This is a genomic window from Mesorhizobium koreense, from assembly GCF_031656215.1.
GTDB classification, from domain to species: Bacteria; Pseudomonadota; Alphaproteobacteria; order Rhizobiales; family Rhizobiaceae; genus Mesorhizobium_L; species Mesorhizobium_L koreense.
The window spans coordinates 2,738,421-2,762,678 of the sequence record NZ_CP134228.1 but is presented as its reverse complement, the minus strand read 5'-3'; the positions used below and the strand labels follow the sequence as shown (position 1 = coordinate 2,762,678).

Genomic DNA, 24,258 nt, shown 5'->3' with positions numbered 1-24,258 from the left:
TGTTGGGAGAGTTTGCGGAATCGGGATGGGAAAAGGCAATGCCCAGCCGGTGAACGGACTGCGTTCACGGCTCCCCTCCGCCGATCGCTTCCTTGCGCTTTGCCACGTAAGCTTCCAGTTCCTCGCGCCGCGCGGGATCCATCGCCGGCTCCTCATATTCCTCCAGCGCCTTCTTCCAGACGGCAGTAGCGCGCTCGGTGGCGTCGAGCCCGCCTGCTTCCTTCCACGCCTCGTAGTTCTGCCAGTTCGACAGGATCGGCTGGTAGAAGGCGGTCTGGTAGCGTTCCAACGTGTGCGGTTCGCCGAAGAAATGCCCGCCGGTCGGCACCCTACCCAGCGCGTCGAGCGCCAGTTCGCCTTCATTCACTTCAATGGGTTTGAGAAACTCCATCATGTGCTGGATCATCTCGACGTCGATGACGAATTTCTCGAAGGAGGCGGTCAGGCCACCCTCCTGCCAGCCGGCGGCGTGATAGATGAGATTGCCATGGCCAAGGATCGCGCCCCATAGTGCCATCATCGTCTCGTACGTACCCTGCGCGTCCGCCGCGTTGGAAGCCGAGCCCGGCGTCGTGCGGTAAGGCAGGCTGTAGCGTCGTGCGAGCTGGCCGGACGCGATATTGGCCTTGGTGTTCTCCGGCGTTCCGAAGGCCGGCGCGCCCGATTTCATGTCGACGTTGGAGGTGAAGGCGCCGTACATGACCGGCGCGCCCGGCCGCACGAGTTGTGTCAGCACCACCCCGAACAGAGCTTCGGCGTTCTGTTGCGCCAGCGCGCCGGCCAATGTTACCGGGCTCATCGCGCCCATCAACGTGAACGGCGTGACGCAGGCCGATTGGCCGTATTCGGCCATCGTCATCAGCCCTTCGGCCATCTGGTCGTCGAAGCGGCGCGGCGAATTGACGGAGATGATGGTGGTGACGCCGGGGTCTTCCGCCATCTGCTCCAGTGTCAGGCCGCGCGAAATCGCCATCATCGAGATGCCGTCGAGCGCCCTGCCCCGGCCGATCGCCGTGCAGTGGAAGCTTTTGTCGGTAAGCGTGAGGTTGGCAAAATAAGTGTCGAGGTGGCGCGAATTGGCCGGCAGTTCGATCGGCGCGCAGACCTGGTTGCCGATCATGGTGATGCAGTTGAAATGCTGCGCCAGTCGGACGAGATCGCGATAATCGCGAAGGTTTCCCGCGCGACGGCCGCGCTCGCGGTCGTGGACGTTGGGTGGTCCGGCCACCAAAGTGAAATTGATGTTGTTGCCGCCGAGCGTCACCCGACGCTCGGGATTGCGCGGGGTCAGCGTATAGAGCGGCCGCGTTGTCTTCAGCGCCTCCGCGACCAGCTCACGGCCGATGCGGACATTCTGCGTCGAATGATCGACAACGGCGCCCGCCTTCTCGAACAGCGTGAGCGCCCGGTTGCTCATCACCTCGATGCCGAAATCCTCCAGAATATGCATCGATGCATCGTGGATCGCTTCCACCTGATCGGCGGCAAGCAGTTCCATCGGCGGATAGGGGCTCACGAGATGGCGCGCCGGTAATTGCGGGATCGGCGCAGCCCCCTTATGAGCGTCCCTGTGGGCTCGGTCGGCGGATCGGCGGCGGCGAGGTTCTGCATTCATGTCCTCGGCATACGCCAAACCGGCCGCACTTCTATCGCGAATCCGTCACTGGCGGGCGGGATTTTAGGACGGGCGTCAGATTGGCAAATCCAACTTCAGGATAACGGCAAGAAGCGTCGGATTATCGACATCCGCCGAACCCGTCGTTGATGCTTCCTTAACCAAGACGGACGTCAGGCCCCTTCGAAAGGCCTGCGGCAAGATTCCGTTTAGGAGTTGCACCTACTTCCTCGACGGATGGTTCGGTCGAGTTTTATTCGAGTTTTAGCGATTGGCCTGCCGCTGGCTCTTGCCGCCTGCGCCTCCGCTCCCGCTCACATCAATAATGTCTGCGCCGTATTCGACCAGCGCGACGGCTGGTTCAACAGTTGGGAGCGCGCGGCGAAGCGTACGGAAGCGAAATACAACATACCCGTTCCAGTCCTGATGGCGACAGTGCGCAAGGAATCCGGCTTCAAGGGCCGCGTGAGGCCGCCGCGCACCTATCTTCTCGGCTTCATCCCGTGGAAACATCAGTCGAGCGCCTATGGCTATTCGCAGGCACTCGATGGAACCTGGGCGCAATATGTAGTCGAGACAGGTAACACCTCCGCCCGCCGCTCGAACTTCGCCGACGCCATCGATTTCGTAGGCTGGTATCACGACAAGAGCGCGAGAACGCTCGGCATCGCGCGCAACGACACCTACAATCTCTATCTGGCCTACTATCTCGGACGGAATGCATATGCGCGCGGCAATCGCGGCAGCGCGGAAGTCCAGCGTTATGCCCGCGCTACCGACGACATGGCCCGCAACTACGACGCGCAGATGCAGGAATGCGGCAGGTAGAAAACCTGACGGTTCGAGACGGTCCGGCGTCAGCTCTGCTCCAGAAGCCCGAGCCGCTCGCGGTAGAGAAAGCGGCGATTCATCAGGATCGCGGCCGCGGCGAGGCCGAGCGCCAGCCCCCACCAGATGCCGACGCCGCCAAAGCCTGCCGGAAAGCCGAGCAGATAGGCCGCCGGCATGCCGATGATCCAATAACTGACCAGGGCGATCATCATCGGCACCCTCGTATCCTTCAACCCGCGCAGCATGCCGCTACCGATTGCCTGCAGCGAATCGACGATCTGGAAGCAGGCGGCGACGAAGAGGAAGGGCCTTGCGGTAGCGAGCACGGAAGCGGCGTTGTCGTTGTGCCGGTCGAGATAAAGCCCGATCAGCCGGTCCGGCATCGTCCAGAAGAGAAACGCGGAGCAGACGGCTATCGCGGTTGCGATCATCATCGCCATGAAGCCCGCGCGGCCTACGCCGGCGCGGTCTCCGCGCCCATGGTGAAGGCCGACCCTGACCGTCGCGGCGCTGGCGAGTCCGAGCGGCAGCATGAAGGCGATCGAGGTGATCTGCAGCGCGATGCCGTGGGCAGCGAGCGTCACCGCGCCAAGCCAGCCCATCATGATCGAAGCGGCGGAGAAAAGCCCGACCTCGGCGATGATCGTTGCCGAGATCGGCCAGCCAAGCCGCAGGATATCACGAAAATCCGGCCAGTCCGGCCGCCAGAAGCGGGCAAAGAGATCGTGCCGGCGAAGCGACGGCGCCATCCCACTATAGGCGATGACGAGAAGCGCCATGATGATCTGCGTGACAAGCGTCGCGACGGCCGAGCCGACGATGCCGAGCGCCGGCATGCCGAAATGGCCGAAGATCAGCACGTAATTGAGCGCGCCGTTGGTGAAGCCCCCGAGGATGATGACTGCAAGCGCTACATAGGCGCGATCCACGACGGCGAGGTAGGAACGGAGCACCGCGAGGATCAGCGCTGGCAGCATCGACCATTGGGCGACACGCACATAGGCGCCGGCGAGCGACGCGACGCGAGGATCCTGGTCCAGAAAGAGAAGGAGCGCCTCGGTGTGCCAGAGAAGAGGCATGGCGATCAGGCTGTAGAGACCGACCACCCAGAGGCTCATGCGTACCGAACGGCGCACGGCCCGCGCGTCTCCTCGCCCTTCCGCCGCCGCCGCAACAGGCATCACCGCGATGGCGAAGCCGCTGCCGAAGATATAGACGATGAAGAATATCTGCGTGCCGAGCACCGCAGCGGCGAGTTCGACGGCTCCCAGCCAGCCCACCATCACCGTATCGGTGACATTGAGTGCCATTTGAGCGAGTTGCGTGCCGATCAGCGGCACGGCAAGCACGACCGTCGCCCGCCCGTGACTGAGCCACGCGCCGTCGTTCCTTTCCGGATATTCTGGCGAAGCTGGCGAGTGCATGACGTCGTCTTTCGATTCGCTCGTTCGCATGTGAGATTGCCTTCGCCGAAGGCCCTACAGCATCGCCGCGTAAAAGCGAAATCCGCCTCACGGCCCTCCAACGACCCTCGGGATGTATTGAAGCCGAGCACCCACGCCAGGCAGCGGGTTACACGATCTGGAGCAGGCTTGACCGGCGCTAAATCCGGTTGCGATCGTCGAGGATCACGCGCGCCGTACCGGCCGAAGTATCGGCCTCTCCGATGAGGTCGCCGCCCACCATGCCGAGATCGCCGGCCGACCAGCGCACCCGCGTGAAGACATACCAACGCCCGCGCGGCAGGTTCTTGAAAATGAAATTGCCATCCGTGTCACAAACCGCGCGCCGCATAACCGCATTCAAACGGGGATCGGTCGCCTCCGGCAGCACCGGATGCGCCTTCATTCGCGCAAGCTCGACCATGCGCTCGAACGAGCGCGTACGCGGGAAAAGCAGGACCGGCTGGCCCGTGCAGGGGATGGTGTCGCCCTGATCGTGCAGGAACGCTTGCCCGGCAAGCGTCGCATCGCCGGGGCGCTCGTATCGGCGAAACTCGGATTGCGAATAGGCGATCTCGAGCGGGGCGTTCGGGTCGAGCGGCGGCTCCGACGACTGGCAAGCGGCAAGGAAGAGTGCCGCGGCGCATGAGACCGGCAGCACGGTCAGGGCAAAATTCCGGAACGGGATCATTGTCATCTATTTCAGGAGGATATCCGCGAAGGCGAAGCCATCCCTCTCCTCGATTTCGCCGATGGATGTAACGATCGGTGCGGCGAAAATCGGGCCGGCCGTGACCACCGTGTGGAATTCGCCGTTTTCCCCGCAAGGATCGACGCCCGCCGGCAGGTCGCGCAGGAAGCCATCATCGAAGCTGCGGCCGGCGAAAGAACGGTCGAGTCTTCTTGTATCGACACAGGCGACCCGCGCTTGAAGCCCGGACGCGATCATGGCTCCGGCGAGATCACGCGTGTCGCGACCCCAGAGGGGAAAGAGCGCTTGCATGCCGGCCGCCGCCATCTGCTTCTCGCGATAGGCGCGGATATCTTCGAGGAAAAGATCGCCATAGATGACGTGCCGGATGCCTTCGGACCTGAGCCTGCCGAAAGCTTCCTCCATCCGCGCTTCGTAAACGGCATTCGGGCAAGGGTTCGGCAGCATGACCTTCACCGCCGGCAGTTCCAACGCCTCGACCTGCCGGTCGAGGAGTTCGTGGCGGACGCCATGCGACTGCACGCGTCCGGTCGCTTCGTTGATGGTGGTCAAAACGCCGACGACATCCGCCAGCCCAAGCCGGCGCATTTCGTACAACGTAAAGGCGGCGTCCTTGCCGGAACTCCACGACAGGAAAGCCTTGGGTCGATCCGGCATGCGATCCCGGACTAACGCGGCTTCTTGCCGAAAACGCGGATGTACTCGGCCTCGCCGCCCTTCGCCAACGCCTTAGCCTGCTTCACCCAATCGTCGCGTTCGATACGGCCGGCGAAGTTGAGATGGTCGTCGACCCATTCTCGCTCGGCCTTCTTCCAGGCGGCGACCTGCGAGAAGCGGTAGATGCCGAGACCGTTCAGGATAGTCTCGAATTTGGGGCCGACACCGGAGATGAGCTTGAGATCGTCCGGCTTTTTCGGTTTCGCCATGCGCGGCGGCTGTTTGCCGACCGAAGCCGCTGAAGCGGCCGGCTTGCCGGAAGCCGGCTTCCGAGATGGAGCGGTTGCTGATCCGGCAAGCGTGCGGCCAGCTATTGGCGCCTTGCGCGATGACGATGCCGAAGTTGCGGCCCGCGCGCGACGGGACGGGGGTTGCCCCCTGTCGAACGCGGTCGGCGTATCGGGATCGACCGCCTGACGGCCGCTGCCGACCCGGCCCGGGCGCAACGGCACAGAAGCGGAAGTCTTGGCTGGCCGCGCCCCGGCGCCTTGTCCGCCGACATCGTCGCGCACCTCCTCGCGGCGAACACGGCGCGCCTCTTCCTTGCCCTCCGCCTCGAACTCGGCCTCGTCGGCGGCCGCACTTCCCCTCTTGCCGCGTGGCCGCCTGGGTGGCGGGCCTGCAAAACCAGGATCGCCCTTGGCGCTGCGACGTTCCTTGCGCCGCGGAGTATCCTGCGGCTCGCCTTCGTGAGCGGCATGGGCCTTGTCGAACTTGATGACCGGTTCCATTCCCGCCAGCACATCGTCGGAGAGCCAACACAACGATTTATGCCCGTCGCCGAGATCCTTGACCGGCGGCACCTCGGTTTCGCAAAGGTTGTCCGGAACCAGGTGCTTATAGCCGCAGCGTGTCTGGAAAGGGCAGCCGGTCGGCGGGTTCATCGCGGAGGGAATGTCGCCTTCCAGCACGACATGCTTCTTCACCACGCTGGTGTCGGCGATCGGGATCGCGGAAAGAAGCGCCTCGGTATAGGGGTGGTAAGGCGGCGAAAATATCTGGTCGGTCGTCCCCTGCTCGACGATGTAGCCGAGATACATCACCACGACGCGGTCGGCGATATAGCGCACGACCGAAAGATCGTGGCTGATGAACAGCATCGTCGTCTTGTTCTCGCGCTGGATGTCCATCAACAGTTCAGTCACCGCCGCCTGCACCGATACGTCGAGCGCTGAGACCGGCTCGTCCGCCACCACCACCTTGGCGGCGCCGGCAAAGGCCCTGGCCACGCCGATGCGCTGCTTCTGACCGCCCGAAAGCTGGCGCGGCTTGCGCACCGCGAAAGCGCGCGGCAGTTTCACCAGATCGAGCAGTTCCAGCATTTTCTGGTGCCGATCGGCCGGGCTATTGCCGACGTGGAATTTCTCCAGCGTGCGCACGATCTGCGAACCGACGCTGTGGCTCGGATTGAGCGTGTCGAACGGGTTCTGGAAGACCATCTGGATCGACGCGACGGTGTTCACGTCACGCGACTCGACAGCCGTCGACTGGATCTGCTTGTTGCCGAGCGTGATCGATCCGCTCGTGGCCGTCTCCAGCCCAAGCAGCATCTTGGCAAGCGTGGACTTGCCGCAGCCGGATTCACCGACGATGGCGACCGTTTCGGATTCGCGCGCCTCGAAGCTGATCGTCTCGTTGGCCTTGACCACGCGCGCCTCGCCGCCGCCGAACACCTCGTTCGCGGCAACCCGGTAATATTTGCGCACATCGTCGATCTTGAGCACGGTATCGCCGGCCTTGATCGGCTCGCTCTTCTTCGTCGCATCCTCCGGCAATGCCGACCAGTCGATCTCGTTGAAGCGCACGCAGCGGCTGAAATGGTTCTCGTGGCCCTTGACCGGGATCATCGGAATCTCGGCGGCGTTGCACACACCCTCCACGAAATGGTGGCAGCGTGGGCCGAAATTGCAGCCTTTCGGCCGCTCGTGCGGCAGCGGCAATTGGCCTGGGATCGCCACCAGCGGCCGCGTGTTCTTGTCGGCCCCCGGTAGCGGGATCGAGCGGAAAAGCCCCTGCGTATAGGGATGCCGCATGCGATCGAACACGTCCTTTACGGTACCCGTCTCTACCGCCTCGCCCGAATACATGACCGTGATGCGGTCGCACGTCTCCAGGATCAGGCCAAGATTATGGGACACGAAGATCATCGACGTGCCGAACTCCTTGCCGAGCCCCTTCACGAGGTCGACGATGCCCGCTTCCACCGTCACGTCGAGCGCGGTGGTCGGCTCGTCGAGCAGTAAAAGCGCCGGTTTCGAGAGCAATGCCATGGCGATCACGATGCGCTGCTGCTGGCCGCCGGAAAGCTGGTGCGGATAGGATTTCATCATCCGCTCCGGGTCGGGCAACCTCACCGCCCGCAACATCTCCAGCGAGCGTCTGTAGGCCTCTTCTTTGGAGGCCTTCTCATGGATGATCGGCACCTCCATCAACTGCTGCCCGACCTTCATCGCCGGGTTCAGGCTCGCCATCGGCTCCTGGTAGATCATGGCGATCTTGTTGCCGCGGATGGCGCGAAGCTCGTCTTCCGACAGTTCGCCCATGTCCCGGCCCTGGAACAGAATGCGTCCGCCGACGATCTTCCCGATATTGGAAAGATCGCGCATGATGCCCAGCGACACGGTCGACTTTCCGCATCCGGATTCGCCGACGATGCCCATCGCCTCGCCCGGCATGACCGTGCAGGAGAAATCCATGACGGCGGGAATCTCCCCCTTCCGCGTAAAGAAGGAGATGGAGAGGTTTTCGATCTCGACGATCGGCTGAACGGCGTTCATGGCATCGGCTCCGTCAGTCTTTCAGTGACTCTTCGCGCAACGCGTCGGCAAGGAGATTGAGGCCGAGCACGAAGGACATCAGCGCGATCGCCGGCGGCAGCGCCGGATGGATGAAGGCGCGCAGCAGTTGGCTGCCATCCTTGATGGTCGTTCCCCAGTCCGGGCTTTCCGGCGGCATGCCGAGGCCGAAGAAGCCGAGCGTACCGAGAAGGATCGTCGTATACCCGATCCTCAGGCACGCATCGACGATCAGGGGTCCGCGTGCGTTGGGCAGCACTTCCCAGACCATGATGTACCACGGGCTCTCGCCGCGCGTCTGCGCGGCTGCCACATAGTCGCGCGTCTTGATGTCCATAACGAGGCCGCGAACAATGCGGAAGACGCCTGGCGAAGAGGCGAACACGACGGCGACGAAGATGTTGAGCGTGCTCGGGGTCACCTGGATCAGCCCGAACGGATCGTTGAAGAAGACAAAGGTCGAATAGAGCCAATAGGTGATGGCGAGCACGACCAGAAGCTGGACTGCCAGAAGCACAGGCCTGCCGATGTAACGCGTGCCGAAGGCCATGCAGGCGAGGATGATCGGGAAGGCGAAGAAGACGCCGGCCGTCGCTCGCGGCAATCCCGTTTCCACGATCTCCGGCGACACCAGCAGGTAGAAGAGCAGGATCACGGGGAAGGCAAGCACGAGGTTGGCCAGGAAGGACAGAAACGAATCCGTCTTCCGGCCGAAATAGCCGGCTGGAAGGCCGAGCGTGATGCCGACGGTGAGCGCCACCAGCGTCGCCAGCGGCGCGATGAGAAGCACGATGCGGCTGCCATCGACGACGCGGCTGAACACGTCGCGCGCGAGCTTGTCGCCGCCGAGCAGGAACGGGTAGCCGCTCTTCGGCTCGATGGCGCCCGGCAGCGCGTTGCGCATGACGGCTATCTGCTCGAGCGGATTGAACGGGGAGACGTAGTGGGAAAATACCGCCGTGAAGAACCAGAAGCTCAGGATGGCGATACCGGCAATGCCGACGCCGCTATCGTAAAGCTGGCCGTAAAGGCCAAGCCGCTTGCGGTAGCGATAGCTCACGCCCATGAGGATCGCCATCGAGACCCATACCGGCCACAGCCGGTAGATAAGGATGTGGATGACGATATCGGTGGGGGAAATGAACTGGAGCATGGCCCTTCCCCCTATTGCACGCGGATGCGCGGATTGAGCAGCGCATAGCCGATGTCGGAAATGAGCTGCGTGATGAGGACGATGAAGACCGACACCAGCGAGCAGCCAAGCAGAAGGTCGATATCGTTGTTGCCGGCCGCCTCGACCAGCGTATAGCCGAAGCCCTGGTAGCGGAACATGATCTCGACCACCACGACGCCGGTCAAAAGCCACGGGAATTGCAGCATGATGACCGTGAACGGCGCGATCAGCGCATTGCGCAGCGCGTGCTTCATCACCACCGCATTGAAGCTCAGCCCCTTGAGGCGAGCCGTGCGGATATATTGCGCCGTCATCACCTCGACCATCGAGGCGCGTGTCATGCGGGCGATGTAGCCCATGCCGTAGATGGCGAGCGTCATCACCGGCAGCGTGAAATTGACGAAAGTAATGCCCTTGAACGTCGCGCTGGCGGCGGAGCCGTTGAACCAGCCGAGCCAGGTGGCGAAGATGACGGTGAAAATGACGCCGGAAACATATTCCGGCGTGGCCGTACTGCCGATGGCCAGGATCGAAAGCGTACGGTCGGTCTTCGACCCTTCCCGCATGCCGGCAAGGACGCCGATGATGAGTGCGCCGGGTATCATCACCATCATCACCCAGAACATCAGGATGCCGGTCGCCTCAAGCGCGGGAAAAAGCTTGTTGCTGACCTTGGTGCGAAATTTCGTGGAGCAGCCGAAATCGCCTTCCAGCACGCCCGAGAGCCTGGGCTCCACCGTCTCGCCGCAATAGGAGAAGCGCGGGATCGGCTTGCCCGCCTCGTCGCGCGCCGGCTGCTTCGGCCACAGGCCGATCCATTCGGCATAGCGCTTCAGGAACGGATCGCGATAGCCGTAGCGGGTGAGCCAGCTTTCGACCTGCTCCTGTGTCGCGCGGCTGTTGGTTTGAGTCAGGGCAAGCTTCTTGAGGTTGGGCTCCAGATTAACGAGATAGAAGACGACGAACGTCAGGCAGATCATGGTAAGCACCATGACCCCCAGACGTCTGGCTATGAAAGATAGCACCTATGCCCCTCCTCAAGGCTTGGGTTTGCTTTATGTCTGCGTTCCCCCTCTCTCAAGGCCGGACGGCACCGGCCTAGAGAACCGTCAAGCGGGGGAGCTTGGCCGCTCCCCCTTGTTTTTTTTGCGTCAGTCGTCAGGCGTCGGGATCGAGCCAGGTCTTCTCGTAGTTGATCTCGAAGGTCGGGTGCATCGGGTTGTTCTTCACCTGCTTCGTCGAGTGGTTCACGATCGTGAGCCAGAAGGGCTGGATGATGACGCCGGAATCCTGGAGGATCTGCTCCACGTCCTTCATCACTTCTTTGCGCTTCTCCGGATCGGCGATCGCCAGCGCCTCGCCGAGCTTCTTGTCGAAGTCCGGATTGGAGTAGGCTGTCTCGTTCCAGGCAGCACCCGTCGTGTAGCCGAGCGAGAGAACCTGGACACCGAGTGGCCGCATGTTCCAGTTGGTGGTCGAATAAGGATATTTCGTCCAGTTGTTCCAGAACGTCGAGCCCGGCAGGATGGTGCGCTTGACCTTGAAGCCGGCGTCGCGCAACTGGCCGGCGACGGCATCGCCGGTGTTCTTGTGCCAGTCCTCGTCGACCGAAATCAGTTCGTGCTCGAAATCCATCTGGCCGGCGTCCGTCATGAGCTTCTTGGCGCCCTCGACGTCCCGCTTCTTCTTCGGCAGCGGGTAGTACTCCGGATGGATCGGCGCGACGTGATGGTTTTCCGCCTCCGTGCCGAGATTGTTATAGCCGAGCTGCAGCACGACCGCGTTGTCGACCGCCATCTGCAGTGCGTTGCGCACCTTCTGGTCGTCATAGGGTTTATGCAGGATGTTGGTGCGCGCCACGATCGTGGTAGCCGTCTTGGCCGCCGACTTCACCAACCCCATGCCGTCGAGAATCTGGATGAAGTCCGCCATCGTCTGATAGTCGGTGTCGATCTCGCCGGCGTCGTAGGCGTTGACGTAGGCGTTGAAGTCGGTGCCGTAGTCGATGAACTGGACGCCGTCGAGGTGAGCCTCGCCACCCCACCATTTGCCCTTTTCGCGGCGCTTCGCCACGACCTTTGAGCCGACATCGTAGGAGACCAGTTCGAAGGCGCCGGTGCCGATCGGGTTCTTGATGATGTCGGAGCCCATCTTCTCGTAGTCGCGGTGCACGACCAGGCCCGGATAGTCGGCGAAATTCGGGATGATGGAGATGTCGGAAGCCGGCAGCTTGAGCTTGACCGTATAGTCGTCGGTTTTGGTGATGGCGCCGTCGCGTGCCTTGCCGGTCTTGGGATCGACCATGCCGCCCATGCGGGCCGCCATGGAATTGCCTTCGGCCTTGTTGTCGGCCCAGCGCAGGAGATTATACATCACGTCGTCGGCGTTGAACTTGTCGCCGTTGTTCCATTCGGCATCCTTGCGCACGTGCAGGATGTATTCGGTGGCGTCGTCGTTCACCTCCCAGCTTTCGAGCAGCATGGGCTGGAACGTGTATTCGGTCGTGTACTTCACCAGCGGCTCGAGGAAGGTGCGCGTCGCGTTGGCGAGTTCCGACCAGTCATAGGTGCGCGGATCCTTCTGCGCCTTGACCGACATGGCGCAGCGGAGGACGCCGCCCTTCTTCGGGGTCTCTTCGGCTGCCTGGGCCGGCGTCGGATCGGCGAGCCCGATCATGCTGTAGGCCATCGCCGTCGAAGCGCCCATGACGCTCGCGATGGCGAGGAATTCGCGGCGATCCACCTCCCCCGCCTTCGTGGCTTTCGCCAACTTCTCGACCACCGCGGGTACGCGGTCGCCGTTACTCTTGTACATCGTCATTGCCATCTCCCATTGTTTGGCTTTCTTCCCCTAGCATTCCGCATCTGGCCCATGATGTCAAAAGCGGTGCCGCAGCGGAAATCACGAATGAATGTGCAACACCGATACCCGACCGGATGCTGCAATTGCGACAAGAGTGACGCAAATCCGCAACTTTGAGGACGATTTCCGCCCCTGCCCGTCGCTTTCAGGCGAACCGCGATCGGCATGGCCGGCCACGAGACCGTTTGACGTGCTCCCCGCCGGTTGCTACTGCTTTTCCCACGCTCGAGGTGCCCCGGACCGGGTTCGGCCGGGGTTAAGAGGGAATACGGAAGGATCGGAGAGGTCCCGGCCGTAGCTGCTCCCGCAACTGTGAGCGCTGAGGCATGCCGACTACGCCACTGGGCGAACGCCCGGGAAGGCCGGCCTGCCGATGAAGCGCGAGCCAGGAAACCTGCCTTGGGCCGTCACCTACCGGATGCGGGGTGCTTCCGGGGCTGTGTTCTCGCAGTGGTGACGTTGTCATCGCTGGCGGGACTTTTGCTAGTACAGGCAGATCGTTCCCACCGGCTGTTTCAGGCCATTGACCGCGCATTCGCGGCAGGGGGAACGCATGCAGATCAACTTTCGCAACACCATTTCCGTTCTAGCCATTCTCGCCGCATCCGGCGCCGCGCCCGCGCTCGCCCAGGACCTCGACATCGGCGAGGTCGTGGTGACGGCCAACAAGACACCGACCGAGAAGTCGAAGGTGGGGTCGACGGTGACGGTCATCACGAAAAAGGATATCGACAAGGAATCGAAGGCGACGCTCAACGATTATCTGACGCTGGTGCCCGGCATGAATGTGTCTTCACCCGGAGGCATGGGCCAGGAATCGAGCCTGTCGCTGCGCGGCGCCGACAAGAAGTACATCAAGACACTATTCAACGGCATCGATATCTCGGACCCGACCTCGACACAGGTGCAGACGCCCTATCAGAATCTGCTGATCGGCGGGATCGGTAGCGTCGAGGTCCTCAAGGGCTCGCAATCGACCCTTTATGGCTCGGACGCCATTGCCGGAGTGATCGGCATTTCCACCCTGACGGGGATCGAGCCGGGCATTCACCAGGAAATATCCGGCGAAGGCGGGTCCTTCGGTACATGGCGCGGTGGCTATTCGCTCAGCGGCGCGGACGATACCGGCAAGGCCGCGCTCGGCATCTACGGGCTCGACACCGCCGGCATATCGGCCGCGCTGGTCAACGGCGCGCCCGCGGTCGACAGCAATCCCTCGCATCTCGAACGGGACGGCTTCCAGGATTTCAACATCAACTTCGCCGGCGAAAAGCAGATCACAGACTATTTCTCGGTCTTCGGCGCGGCGCTCTACATCAATGCCAAGGGCGACTACGACGACAGCGGCAACCCTCCGACCGACAACACCTTCAACAGGTTCGACACGCAGCAGAAGGCCGCCCGTCTCGGCTTCAATCTCGACCTTCTCGACGGAAGGCTGAAGAACACGTTCGCCGTGCAAGCCTCGCAGATCGACAGGGGACTTAACAGCGTCTCGATCTTCGGGCCCTACGATGCTGACTTCCGCGGCGAGCGCACCAAGGCGGAGTATCAGGGCTCCTTCGAGGCCAGCCGCTGGCTGACGCTGCAGTATGGCGCCGATTACGAACGGCAGTCGGCCCACGCCACCGACAATTTCGGCACCGATACCAACGAATCGTTCAACATCGGCGGCCTGTGGGGACAGGCCGTCGTCAGCCCGGTCGAGAACCTGACCCTGACAGCCGGCCTGCGCCACGACGAGCACAGCGAGTTCGGCGGCCATACGACCTACCGGCTGACCGGATCCTATTCGCTTCCCGATTATGGGACCCGGTTCCACTCCTCCTACGGCACGGGTTTCCGCTCACCTAGCCTTTACGAGCTCTACGATCCCTTCGCTGGCAATTCCGCTCTCCGCCCCGAAGAGAGCAAGAGCTTCGATATCGGCGTCGAACAGACCTTCCTTGACGGCAGATTCGTCGGCGACGTCACCTATTTCATGCTCGATACGGACAATCTGATCGATTACGATTATACTACGTCGCGTTACGTCCAGCTCCCCGGCACGACCCATCGCAACGGCGTCGAGGTCTCGCTTTCCTGGGCCGCGACTTCTTGGCTCGATCTCGGCGCTTCCTATACGTATACGCATACGCGCCAGCCGGATGGCGAACGCCGCCCGCGCATCCCGGAACATGATTTCGCCATCGCGGCGACCGTCAGGCCAGCTGAGAAATGGGCGGTCACCGGAGTGGTCCACACAGTGCTGAACACCGTCGACCGTATTTCGCCTTCCTTCGGCACTTTCGTTAACGTGCCGCTTGACGACTACGTTCTGGTCGACGCCAAAGTCTCTTACAAGCCGACTGAGGCGACCGAAATCTATCTGCGCGGCGAAAACCTGCTCGACCAGAAATACGAGGTCGTGAAGGGTTACGGCACGCCCGGCCTCGGCGTCTTCGCCGGGTTCAAGGCAACATTCTAGATGGGCGGGCGAGGCAATAGCATTCGCAGGAGAGCGCTCTTTGCGCTTTCGGCCATGCTCTGTCTTGTCCTCCCCGCCAACGCGGCCGATCTCCCGCGCGTCATGTCGCTCAACGTCTGCACCGACCAGCTTGCCATGACGCTTGCCGCGCCCGGCCAGATCGTGTCGATCTCCGACCTCGCTTCGGATCCCGGCCTTTCCTTCATGCACGCGGAGGCCGCCGCATATCCGAAGAATCGCGGGCTGGCGGAGGAGGTCTTCCTCGCCCGCCCCGACGTCGTGGTGACCGGCACCTATACGCTGCACAACACGACCGACCTGCTGAAGCATCTCGGCTTCCATGTCGAGGAATTCGCCTACGCGCAGACACTCGACACCATCCCCGGTGAGATCCGTCGCATGGGCAAGATCCTGCATCGCGAGGCAAAGGCCGAAGCGGTGGCTACGAATTTCGAGACCGGCCTGAATGCGATAAAGGCCTCCGTCTGCGGCCCGGCGCCGACCGCCATCGCCTACGGCCAGAACGGTATTTCGCAGGGTGCCGGCACGCTCGCCGATTCCGCCATGCGCGCAGCCGGCCTGAGGAACCTCGCCGCCGAACTCGGCTATGCCGGCATGACCCCCTTCCCGCTCGAACTGCTGATCGAGCACAAGCCGGACATCGTCATCCTGCCGGAGCAGCTTTCGGAGGCGCCGTCGCTCGCCGACCTCACTTTGAAAGATCCGGCATTGCGCGCGCTGAAGGGAACGCGCTTCGGCCATTTCGTGCCGGAAGGCGCGTGGTCCTGCGGCGGCCCTTTCGTGCTGGAGGCGGTGAAAGCGCTGGCCAAAGTGCGCCAGCAGGTCTCGCCGTGCTCGTCATCGGGGACACCGACACAATGAGCCCGCTCCGCCTCAATCTGGCGCTGGCCGTGCTGATGGCGATCCTGTTCGTGCTGTCGCTCCTGATCGGCCCGGCGCATCTCGGGCCGATCACCTCCATAAAGGCGCTGATCGCCGGCGGCGACGAGGCGACCCGCATTATCATGCGAGAGATCAGGCTGCCACGCGCGCTGCTCGGCCTCGCGGTGGGCGCTTCGCTCGGCCTGTCGGGCGCGGTGCTGCAAGGCTTCCTGCGCAACCCCCTCGCGGAACCGGGCATCGTCGGGGTCTCGGCCATGGCGTCGCTCGGCGCGGTCGTCATCTTCTATAGCGGCCTTGCCGGCGCATCGCTCTATGCGCTGCCGGCCGGCGCGCTCACCGGTGCTTTCCTCGCCGTCCTCATCCTCCTCGCCATCGCCGCCCGCCACGGCTCGACCCTGACATTGATCCTCTCCGGCGTGGCGCTGTCGAGCCTCGCCGCCGCGTTGACCTCGCTGGCGCTGAACCTCTCGCCCAACCCCTTCGCAAGCTACGAGATCATCTTCTGGCTACTTGGCTCGCTGAAGGACCGCTCGATGATGCATGTGGCGATCGCGCTGCCGCTGATCATCGCGGGCTGCGCACTGCTCGCCGCCACCGGCCGCGCGCTCGACGCCTTCTCGCTCGGCGAGGAGGGTGCGGAAAGCCTCGGTATCGACCGCAAGCGCACGCGCCTTCTCGTCATCGCCGGCACGGCGCTTGCCGTCGGCGCCGGCACCGCCGTCACGGGCGCCATCAGCTTCGTCGGGCTGGTCGTGCCGCATATGCTGAGGCCGCTGACCAACCGCATGCCGTCCAGTCTTCTCCTGCCGAGCGCCATGGGCGGCGCGATCCTCCTGCTTGCTGCAGACATCGTCGCCCGGATCGCGGTTTCCGCGCACGAACTCAACGTAGGCGTGGTCACCGCGCTGATCGGCGCACCCTTCTTCCTGTGGCTCATCGTCCGTTCGCGGCGGGAGTTGTTCTGATGATCGAGGCGGAAGACCTCTCCGTCGATCTTTCCGGCCGCCGCGTGGTAAGCGGGGTCGGCCTCAAATTGGAGCCCGGCACGATCACCGGCGTGCTTGGCCCGAATGGCGCCGGCAAATCGACCCTCATGCGGGCGCTGGCCGGCCAGCTTGCAAGCACCGGCCGCATCACCGTCGACGGACGCGACCTCGGCCAGCTTTCCTACGCCGAGCGTGCCCGGCTGATCGCGCATCTGCCGCAGGCTCGCATCATAAGCTGGCCGCTTACGGTCCGCGATCTGGTCGGGCTCGGGCGGATGCCCTGGCAGGGAATGAGTAGGGCCTTCTTGGACCACGACCGGGCGCTATGTGCCGAAGCGATGGCGACGATGGACGTCACCGACCTTGCGGAGCGACCGGCGACCGAGCTTTCCGGCGGCGAGCAGGCGCGCGTCCTTGCCGCCCGCGCCATCGCGCAGGACACGCCGGTGCTGCTTGCCGATGAGCCGGCATCCGGCCTCGACCCGGCGCACCAGATGACGATGATGGCCGGCCTCAGGAAGCTCTCCGCGAAGGGGCGGTCGCTTCTCGTCTCGCTGCACGATCTGACGCTCGCCGCGCGCTGGTGCGACCACATCCTCCTGATGAAGGAAGGCAGGCTGGCGGCCGAAGGCACGCCCGCCGACGTGCTGACGCCGGAACGGCTGGGCGAAGTGTTCGGCATCGTCGCCCATATCGACCACGATTCCGGCGGCATGATCCTGGCGCCGGTGGCGCTGGCCAATGCGGCGGGAACTCGCGAGGCGCGCCGATGAAGCATTGGCCGAGCTTCGAACCGTTCGAAGAAGCCGCAGACAGCAGCAGCTTCCTCGCGCTGTGGCCGTCCATCGTAGCGGACGAGCCGGCGGAAACGGGTTCAGGGGCCCCGGTCGAGGCGGAGCCGCGAGCCGGGAAAGTTGCGGGATCGCCCACTCCTCCCACCGTCGATCCGGCCGATGAAACCGTGTCACCACCTCGGTCAAATCACCGCCGTTTCCCGTCCCTGCTCGTCCTGCTTTCGCTTGCGGTTCATGCCGCTGCTCTCGTGCTCACCGCGCATTTCCTGACCCAGCCGGGCGTCGAGGCAGAGACCGATGCGATCTCGGTCGAGATCGTCGTCGATGCGCCTCCGAACCCCAGCACCGATCCCTCGCTGGCTGGAGTAGCGGCGACCGAAGCCGACGAGGCTGACGAAGTGGAGCCCGATAAAGCAACGGTCTCCGTTCCGTCGCCGGCGCTTTCCCTGCCACCGACGCCACCCGATGTCGAGACGACCCAGCCTGCCGCAACCACGGCAGTCGAGGTACCGAAGCCGGAGCTTTCCCTGCCGCCCGAACCTCCGGCCTTCGATGCGCCCAAGGTGCTCGCCACCCGGCAAATAGCGGAAGAAAAGGTTCCGGCGCCGGCCCTGCTCCTACCGGAAGTGCCGCCGAAAACTGAGGCCGAACAGCCGGCTCGGCCCGCCACGGAGGTTGTGGAAGCCGTCCCGCCCCCTGCCCTCAAGCTACCTGATGCCGCGCCGCAGATTCCTGATGGTGCCGAACTGCCGGTCACGCTCCCCGGGGTGGCGCCGCTTCCCGCGCCAGCACCGGATCAGCCGAACCCGATACGGAAGGCTGAAAAGCCGGTACCGGTGTCGGAGGACGTAGAACCTGTCCGGAGCCAACGCAACACGAAGCCTGACACAGATCGCAAAACGAGCCAGCATCAGGCCGTGCAAGCCCCGAAAGAAACCCGCAAGACCGCCGATCGCCCCTCCTCCTCAGGCGTGGGCAAGGTGGCGGGGCGTGGCTCGGTCGCTTCGCGCGGCGGCGCCAGTGCCGGCGAGAAGGCGGCCTACGCCGCCCGCCTGCGCAGCCACGTCCAGCGCTTTGAGCGCTATCCGGCCGAGGCCGAGCGCAACGGAGTCACCGGCGCGGCGCGCATCGCGATCACCATCGATCGGAGCGGGCGGCTTCTCTCCTCCCGTCTTGCCGGAAGCTCGGGATCCGCAGTCCTCGATGACGCGGCAAGGGCGACCGCAGAGCGCGCCTCGCCCTATCCGCCGCCGCCCGACGGCATCGGCGGCCGCACGCTCACCTTCGCCGCGACCGTGCGCTTTCGGCGGTAACGCGCCACCTTCGCGACGTGCCTCAATTGACATCGCGGCTCGAACCATCATCATCGTCAAAAGGGACGGCGGCAGCATTGGAGGCAGGCATGCGATTGCGCGCGGCTCACGGCTTTTTCCTCTTTCTCGCAAGCCTGTTCCTGTCCTTGACTGGTCCGGCATTTGCTGCCGAAAGTGCGCGGACAATCGTAACGACCCAGAACTCCGACTATTTCGGCTTCGACCTGCGCTCGGAGCAGAACTTCAGTCTCGACCAGTGCAAATCCGCTTGCCTGGCGGACCGTTCCTGCCGTGCCTTCACCTATAACTCGAAGGCGCGCTGGTGCTTCCTCAAATCCGATTACCGCACGCTCAATCCGTTCAACGGCGCGGTCGCAGGCAAGGTCGTCGACCTGACCAGCGAGCCCGATATCGGCGCGCCCGCCAAGCTCGATTTCCTGCCGAACTGGCTCCCCGACGAGGCGATCAACTACCGCCAGCAGGTCACGACCGCCACACCCGCGGCCTCGGATGGCCTGAACGCGCTTGTCACCGAGGCAGACGCGGTCATGCTGACAGACCCGCGCGCGGCGATGCAGAAATACGCCGACGCACTCACCATATCGCCTGATGACAGCACGCTGTGGACGAGCCTCGTGCGCGCCGCGCTTGCGATAAAGCCGGCCAACAGTACCGACGAAGACAGCCTCAAGAGGGCGGCGTCTTCCGCCGCCTATAACGCCTATCTGACCTCCCGCACGACGAGCGACCGGGCGACCGCGCTTGCCGTGCTGGCGCCGGCGCTCGAAAAGCGGGAGGCGTTCCGCCCGGCGATCCAGACCTACGAGGCGAGCCTCGCCCTCCAGCCGAATGCCGCCGTCAAGGCCGCCTATCTCGACCTCAAGGCGCGCAAGGGCTTCCGCGTCGTCAACAACACGGTCGATTCCGACAACCAGACGCCACGCGTCTGTGCGCAATTCTCCGACCCGCTGGTGAAGGAAGGCGTCGACTACGCGCCCTTCGTCAGGGTCGACGGGCAGGCGCCGAAGGCGATCACCGCCAATGACAAGCAGATCTGCGTCGAAGGGCTGGAGCACGGCAAGCGCTATCAAGTGACCTTCCGCTCCGGCCTGCCTGCCGCCATCGGCGAGACGCTGCAAGCCCCGATCGTCCTCAATGTCTATGTGCGCGACCGCACGCCCTTCATCCGCTTCACCGGCCAGAACTTCATTCTGCCCGGCACGGCACGCCACGGCATCCCGCTGGTTTCCGTCAACACCAGCTCGGCCGACCTCAAGCTCTACCGTATCAACGACCGCTCGCTCGCCGATCTCGTGACCGGCTACCAGTTCCTCGACCAGTTGAGCCGCTACAGCGCGGAGGACATCGCCGACAGGACGGGCAATGCCGTGTGGCAGGGAAAGATCGACATCGCCTCCGATCTCAACAAGGAAGTGGTGACCAGTTTCCCGGTGGACGAGGCACTACCTAGCCGCAAGCCCGGCATCTATATCCTGACAGCGACGCCGACCGGCGCGCAGGAGAGCTATGACGCGCAAGCGACGCAGTGGTTCGTCGTCTCCGATATCGGGCTTTCGACCTTCGCCGGGCAGGACGGGCTAAACGTCTTCGCCCGCTCCCTTGGCTCGGCGAAACCGCTTGCCGATGTCGAACTGAAGCTGATCGCAAAGAACAACGAAGTGCTTGGCACGGCGAAGACCGATGCCGATGGCCACGCCGTCTTCAGCGCCGGGCTTTCGCGCGGCGAAGGCGGCATGACGCCGGCGGTGCTGACGGCCAGCAAGGGTGGCGACGATTTCGTCTTCCTCGACATGACCAAGGCAGGCTTCGACCTTTCCGACCGCGGCGTGACAGGGCGCGCGGCACCCGGCGCGCTCGACGTCTACGCCTGGACGGAGCGCGGCATCTACCGCGCCGGCGAGACGGTCCACGCGGCAGCGCTCGCGCGCGACGATGCGGCAAAGGCCATCGAGAACCTGCCCCTCACCTTCATTTTCACCCGGCCCGACGGCGTCGAGGACCGGCGCATCGTCAGTGATGACGCCTCGCTTGGCGGCCGTTCGGTCGATCTGGTGCTGTCTACGGCCGCCATGCGCGGCACCTGGAACATGCGTATCTATACCGATCCGAAGAAGGAGCCGGTCGCGGAGAAGATGTTCCTGGTCGAGGATTTCGTGCCCGACCGTATCGAATTCGACATGACAACCAGAGAAACGACCCTCGTTCCCGGCGAGAATCTTCCCGTCGATGTCGTCGGGCGCTTCCTCTACGGCGCGCCCGGCGCCGGCCTGTCGCTGGCGGGCGAGGTCAATGTCATGACCAAACGCGACTGGAAAGCCTTTCCCGGATATCAGTTCGGGCTTGCCGAGGAAGAGAATACCGAAGCGACAGCCTATGATCTGAACGACCTGCCCGTCACGGACGCCGAGGGCAAATCGTCTTTCGACATATCGCTCGACAACCTGCCCTCGACGACAAGGCTGCTCAATGCCCAACTCGTCATGCGCATGAGCGAAGGCAGCGGCCGCGCGGTGGAGCGCCGGCTCGATTTCGACGTCCAGCCCGACGGCCCGCGCATCGGTATCCGGCCTGCCTCCGCCGACGGCTCCGTACCGGAGAATTCGATCGCGAAATTCAGCGTCATCGCCGTCGACCCCGAGGGCAAGAAGATCGACGTGCAGGGGCTCAACTGGTCGCTGGTCAAGCTCGTGCGCAACTATCAATGGTATCGCGACGGCAGCTCGTGGCGCTATGAGCCGATCGATATCACGCAGAAAGTTTCGGATGGCCATGTAGATGTCGCGGCGAGCGGCGAGGCTTCGGTTTCCGCGCCCGTCGGCTGGGGCCGCTACCGCCTCGAGGTCGAGAGTCCGCAAGCGGACGGGCCGGCTTCCAGCGTCGAGTTCGACGCCGGCTGGTACGTTGCCGCCTCCAGCACCGAGACGCCGGATGCGCTGGAGATCGCACTCGACAAGGAAAGCTATGCTGTCGGCGATACGGCGCATTTGAAGATATCGCCGCGCTTCGCCGGTGAGGTGCTGGTGACGGTCGGCGGCGACCGCTTGCTTGCCACGAAAACGGCTTCAGTTCCGGCCGATGGTGCGACAGTCGATATCCCGGTCGAGGGCGATTGGGGCGCCGGTGCCTATGTGACCGCCACGCTCTACCGGCCCGGCGAGGCGCAGGCCTCGCGAATGCCGATGCGCGCCATCGGCATCAAATGGCTGAAAGTCGATCCCGGCAAGCGCAAGCTCGATGTCTCGCTGGAAACGCCCGCCAAGGTCGAACCACGCGGACCGCTGACGATCCCCGTCAAGCTCGGCGGTCTTACGCCGGGCGAGGAAGCCTATGTCACGGTCGCGGCCGTCGATGTCGGCATATTGAACCTCACCCGCTACACACCGCCCGACCCGGACGGCTGGTATTACGGCCAGCGCCAACTCGGACTGGAAATCCGCGACATCTACGGCAAGCTGATCGACGGTTCCGCGGGGGTCATGGGTCGCATCCGTACCGGCGGCGACGGTGCGCAGATGGCATCCGAAGGCTCGCCGCCGACGCAGAAGCTCGTCGCCTTCTTCACCGGCCCGGTGAAGGTCGATAACGACGGCCGTGCCGTCGTCTCTTTCGACCTGCCGCAGTTCAACGGGACGGTGCGCGTCATGGCAACCGCCTGGTCGAAGACGGCGGTCGGTCATGCATCGAGCGACGTGATCGTACGCGATCCGGTTGTCATCACGGCAGGCCTACCGCGCTTCATGGCACCCGGCGATGAGGCTCAGATGCGGCTGGACATAGCCAACACGGACGGCCCCGCCGGCGAATACACGCTCTCGGTGGAAAGCGGGGGCAAGGTTTCGACCGGACAGGCCTCGGCGCAAAAGGTGACCCTCGCCGCCGGCGCCCGCTCCACGGTGACCGTTCCGCTGACGGCAACTGCGACCGGCGAGGCCGACATCCATATACGGCTTTCGCATGCGGACGGCCTCTCGGTCGCGCAGGATCTGAGCCTCCCGGTCAGGCCGGCGCAGCTTCCTGTCACAACGCGGCGCGTCATCAGCCTCGCCGCCGATGGCGGCAGCCTCCGGATCGACAAGGAACTGCTCGCCGCGAGCCTGCTCGACGGCGCCTCGGTCTCCATCGGCGTTTCCAGTTCGGCCGCGCTTGATATCCCCTCGCTGCTGATGGCGCTCGACCGCTACCCCTATGGCTGCGCCGAACAGACCACCAGCCGCGCCCTACCCCTGCTCTATGTCAGCCAGCTCTCGAAAGCATCCGGCATGCCGGTCGATCCCGACCTGCACAAGCGTATCCAGGATGCGATCTACCGCGTGCTGAACGACCAGTCCTCGTCGGGCAGCTTCGGCCTGTGGGGGCCGGCTTCGGGCGACCTGTGGCTCGACGCCTATATCAGCGATTTCCTCACACGGTCGCGCGAGCAGGGCTTCGACGTGCCGGACGTGGCGATGCGGCAGGCGCTCGACAACCTCCAGAACACGCTCTCCTATAGCAACGACCTGAAAGAGCGCTCGACGGAAATCGCCTATGCGCTCTACGTGCTCGCCCGCAACCATCGGGCATCAGTCGGCGACCTGCGCTATTACGCCGACACGCAGCTTGACGCTTTCCAGAGCCCGATGGCGCGCGCCCAGATCGCGGCCAGCCTCGCGCTCTACGGCGACAGCCAGCGCGCCGATCGCGTCTTCGCCTCGGCCTTCAATCTGGCGAGCGCGGGCAAAACCGTGCTGGATGATTCGCGCGCGGACTACGGTTCGCGCCTGCGTGACGGCGCAGCGATGCTGGCGCTTGCGGCGGAAACGAAGCCGGCACCCTCGCTGATCCCTGCGATGATCCGGCTCGTCTCGGCGGAGCGTGAGGACAAGCGCTACATCGACGGCCATACCAGCACGCAGGAAAACGCGTGGCTGCTTCTGGCGGCGCGCGCCATCAAGGCCGGTACGGAAGCGATCTCGATCGATGTGAACGGGCGGGCGCATTCCGGTCCGTTCGCGGAGCATGTGGACGGCACGGAATTGCAGGGCCAGCCCGTCACCATCACCAATCGCGGGCCCAACCCGATCGATGCCGTCGTAACTGCGGTCGCGGCACCTGCCGAGCCGCTTCCGGCTGGCGGCAACGGCTTCTCGATCACGCGCACCTACTACACCCTCGACGGACAGGAGACCGATGTAACGGAGACGCAGCAGAACCAGCGTTACGTCGTCGTGCTCAAGGTGACCGAGCAGAACTCCTGGCCCTCGCGCGTGCTGGTGACGGACCTCCTTCCTGCCGGCTTCGAAATCGACAATCCGAGCCTCGTCGGCAGCGCCCAACTTTCCAACTTCAACTGGCTGGGCAACACGGAGGTGGCGCATACCGAATTCCGCGACGACCGTTTCGTGGCGGCGTTCAACCGTAGCGGCTCCGATGGACGCGAGATGACGCTCGCCTATGTCGTGCGCGCCGTGACGCCGGGCGTCTACGCGCTCCCGGCGGCAAGCGTCGAGGACATGTATCGCCCGCAACTCTCCGCCCGCACCGCGACCGGCAGGATGGAGGTGAAGGCGGCGCGGTAGAACGGGACGTCCATATGCTTGGGTTCACCCCCCTCTGTCCTGCCGGACATCTCCCCCTCAAGGGGGGAGAT

15 protein-coding genes, 1 pseudogene and 1 riboswitch are annotated in these 24,258 nt (G+C 64.0%); of the genes and pseudogenes, 7 read left to right on the top strand and 9 right to left on the bottom strand.

The features are described from left to right. Positions 1 to 64: 64 nt before the first annotated feature. Positions 65 to 1,543 (bottom strand): trimethylamine methyltransferase family protein, encoded by a 1,479-nt coding sequence (locus RBH77_RS13085; RefSeq protein ID WP_311032532.1) that lies wholly within the window; start codon positions 1,541 to 1,543, stop codon positions 65 to 67. 309 nt (positions 1,544 to 1,852) lie between these two features. Between RBH77_RS13085 and RBH77_RS13080 the strand changes: the two genes are divergently transcribed. After that, positions 1,853 to 2,443 (top strand): transglycosylase SLT domain-containing protein, encoded by a 591-nt coding sequence (locus RBH77_RS13080; protein WP_311028034.1) that lies wholly within the window; start codon positions 1,853 to 1,855, stop codon positions 2,441 to 2,443. A gap of 29 nt (positions 2,444 to 2,472) precedes the next feature. Here RBH77_RS13080 and RBH77_RS13075 read toward each other — a convergent pair whose 3' ends face one another. The 8 genes and pseudogenes from RBH77_RS13075 to RBH77_RS13045 all read right to left on the bottom strand — a co-directional run bounded on the left by RBH77_RS13075 (position 2,473) and on the right by RBH77_RS13045 (position 12,106). Continuing rightward, positions 2,473 to 3,870: an MATE family efflux transporter gene (locus tag RBH77_RS13075; RefSeq protein ID WP_311032531.1), complete on the bottom strand. Its 1,398-nt coding sequence runs from the start codon at positions 3,868 to 3,870 to the stop codon at positions 2,473 to 2,475. Positions 3,871 to 4,048: 178 nt separating this feature from the next. Continuing rightward, positions 4,049 to 4,585 (bottom strand): hypothetical protein, encoded by a 537-nt coding sequence (locus RBH77_RS13070; RefSeq protein ID WP_311028033.1) that lies wholly within the window; start codon positions 4,583 to 4,585, stop codon positions 4,049 to 4,051. Next, positions 4,586 to 5,257 carry a Dph6-related ATP pyrophosphatase gene (locus tag RBH77_RS13065; protein WP_311028032.1) on the bottom strand — a complete coding sequence of 224 codons (672 nt, stop codon included), beginning with the start codon at positions 5,255 to 5,257 and terminating at the stop codon, positions 4,586 to 4,588. An 11-nt stretch (positions 5,258 to 5,268) separates the two neighbouring features. Next, a complete protein-coding gene (locus tag RBH77_RS24090; RefSeq protein ID WP_503623915.1) occupies positions 5,269 to 5,526 on the bottom strand; it encodes a helix-hairpin-helix domain-containing protein in 258 nt (85 codons plus the stop codon). A gap of 378 nt (positions 5,527 to 5,904) precedes the next feature. Continuing rightward, positions 5,905 to 8,094 (bottom strand): annotated as a pseudogene (locus RBH77_RS13060) (dipeptide ABC transporter ATP-binding protein); the annotation flags it as partial. A 13-nt stretch (positions 8,095 to 8,107) separates the two neighbouring features. Further along, positions 8,108 to 9,265, bottom strand: a complete 1,158-nt coding sequence (locus RBH77_RS13055; protein ID WP_311028030.1) for an ABC transporter permease — start codon at positions 9,263 to 9,265, stop codon at positions 8,108 to 8,110. Positions 9,266 to 9,276: 11 nt separating this feature from the next. Beyond that, entirely contained in the window at positions 9,277 to 10,311 is a 1,035-nt protein-coding gene (locus tag RBH77_RS13050) for an ABC transporter permease (RefSeq protein ID WP_311028029.1), read from the bottom strand. A gap of 133 nt (positions 10,312 to 10,444) precedes the next feature. Beyond that, on the bottom strand, positions 10,445 to 12,106 hold the full coding sequence (locus tag RBH77_RS13045) for an ABC transporter substrate-binding protein (protein ID WP_311028028.1): 1,662 nt from the start codon (positions 12,104 to 12,106) through the stop codon (positions 10,445 to 10,447). A 253-nt stretch (positions 12,107 to 12,359) separates the two neighbouring features. Further along, positions 12,360 to 12,564, top strand: a riboswitch (cobalamin riboswitch). Positions 12,565 to 12,701: 137 nt separating this feature from the next. On the opposite strand from RBH77_RS13045, the gene RBH77_RS13040 reads away from it, so the two are divergent. From RBH77_RS13040 to RBH77_RS13015, 6 genes are all read left to right on the top strand, one after another. Continuing rightward, positions 12,702 to 14,615 (top strand): TonB-dependent receptor plug domain-containing protein, encoded by a 1,914-nt coding sequence (locus RBH77_RS13040; RefSeq protein WP_311028027.1) that lies wholly within the window; start codon positions 12,702 to 12,704, stop codon positions 14,613 to 14,615. Positions 14,616 to 14,669: 54 nt separating this feature from the next. Beyond that, entirely contained in the window at positions 14,670 to 15,497 is an 828-nt protein-coding gene (locus tag RBH77_RS13035; RefSeq protein WP_311028026.1) for an ABC transporter substrate-binding protein, read from the top strand. Continuing rightward, positions 15,494 to 16,483 carry a FecCD family ABC transporter permease gene (locus RBH77_RS13030; RefSeq protein WP_311028025.1) on the top strand — a complete coding sequence of 330 codons (990 nt, stop codon included), beginning with the start codon at positions 15,494 to 15,496 and terminating at the stop codon, positions 16,481 to 16,483. The genes RBH77_RS13035 and RBH77_RS13030 overlap by 4 nt, the downstream gene beginning before the upstream one ends. Continuing rightward, a complete protein-coding gene (locus RBH77_RS13025; RefSeq protein WP_311028024.1) occupies positions 16,483 to 17,277 on the top strand; it encodes an ABC transporter ATP-binding protein in 795 nt (264 codons plus the stop codon). The genes RBH77_RS13030 and RBH77_RS13025 overlap by 1 nt, the downstream gene beginning before the upstream one ends. Next, on the top strand, positions 17,274 to 18,611 hold the full coding sequence (locus RBH77_RS13020) for a TonB family protein (RefSeq protein WP_311028023.1): 1,338 nt from the start codon (positions 17,274 to 17,276) through the stop codon (positions 18,609 to 18,611). The genes RBH77_RS13025 and RBH77_RS13020 overlap by 4 nt, the downstream gene beginning before the upstream one ends. Before the next feature lie 89 nt (positions 18,612 to 18,700). After that, positions 18,701 to 24,187: an alpha-2-macroglobulin family protein gene (locus tag RBH77_RS13015; RefSeq protein ID WP_311028022.1), complete on the top strand. Its 5,487-nt coding sequence runs from the start codon at positions 18,701 to 18,703 to the stop codon at positions 24,185 to 24,187. Positions 24,188 to 24,258: the final 71 nt, after the last annotated feature.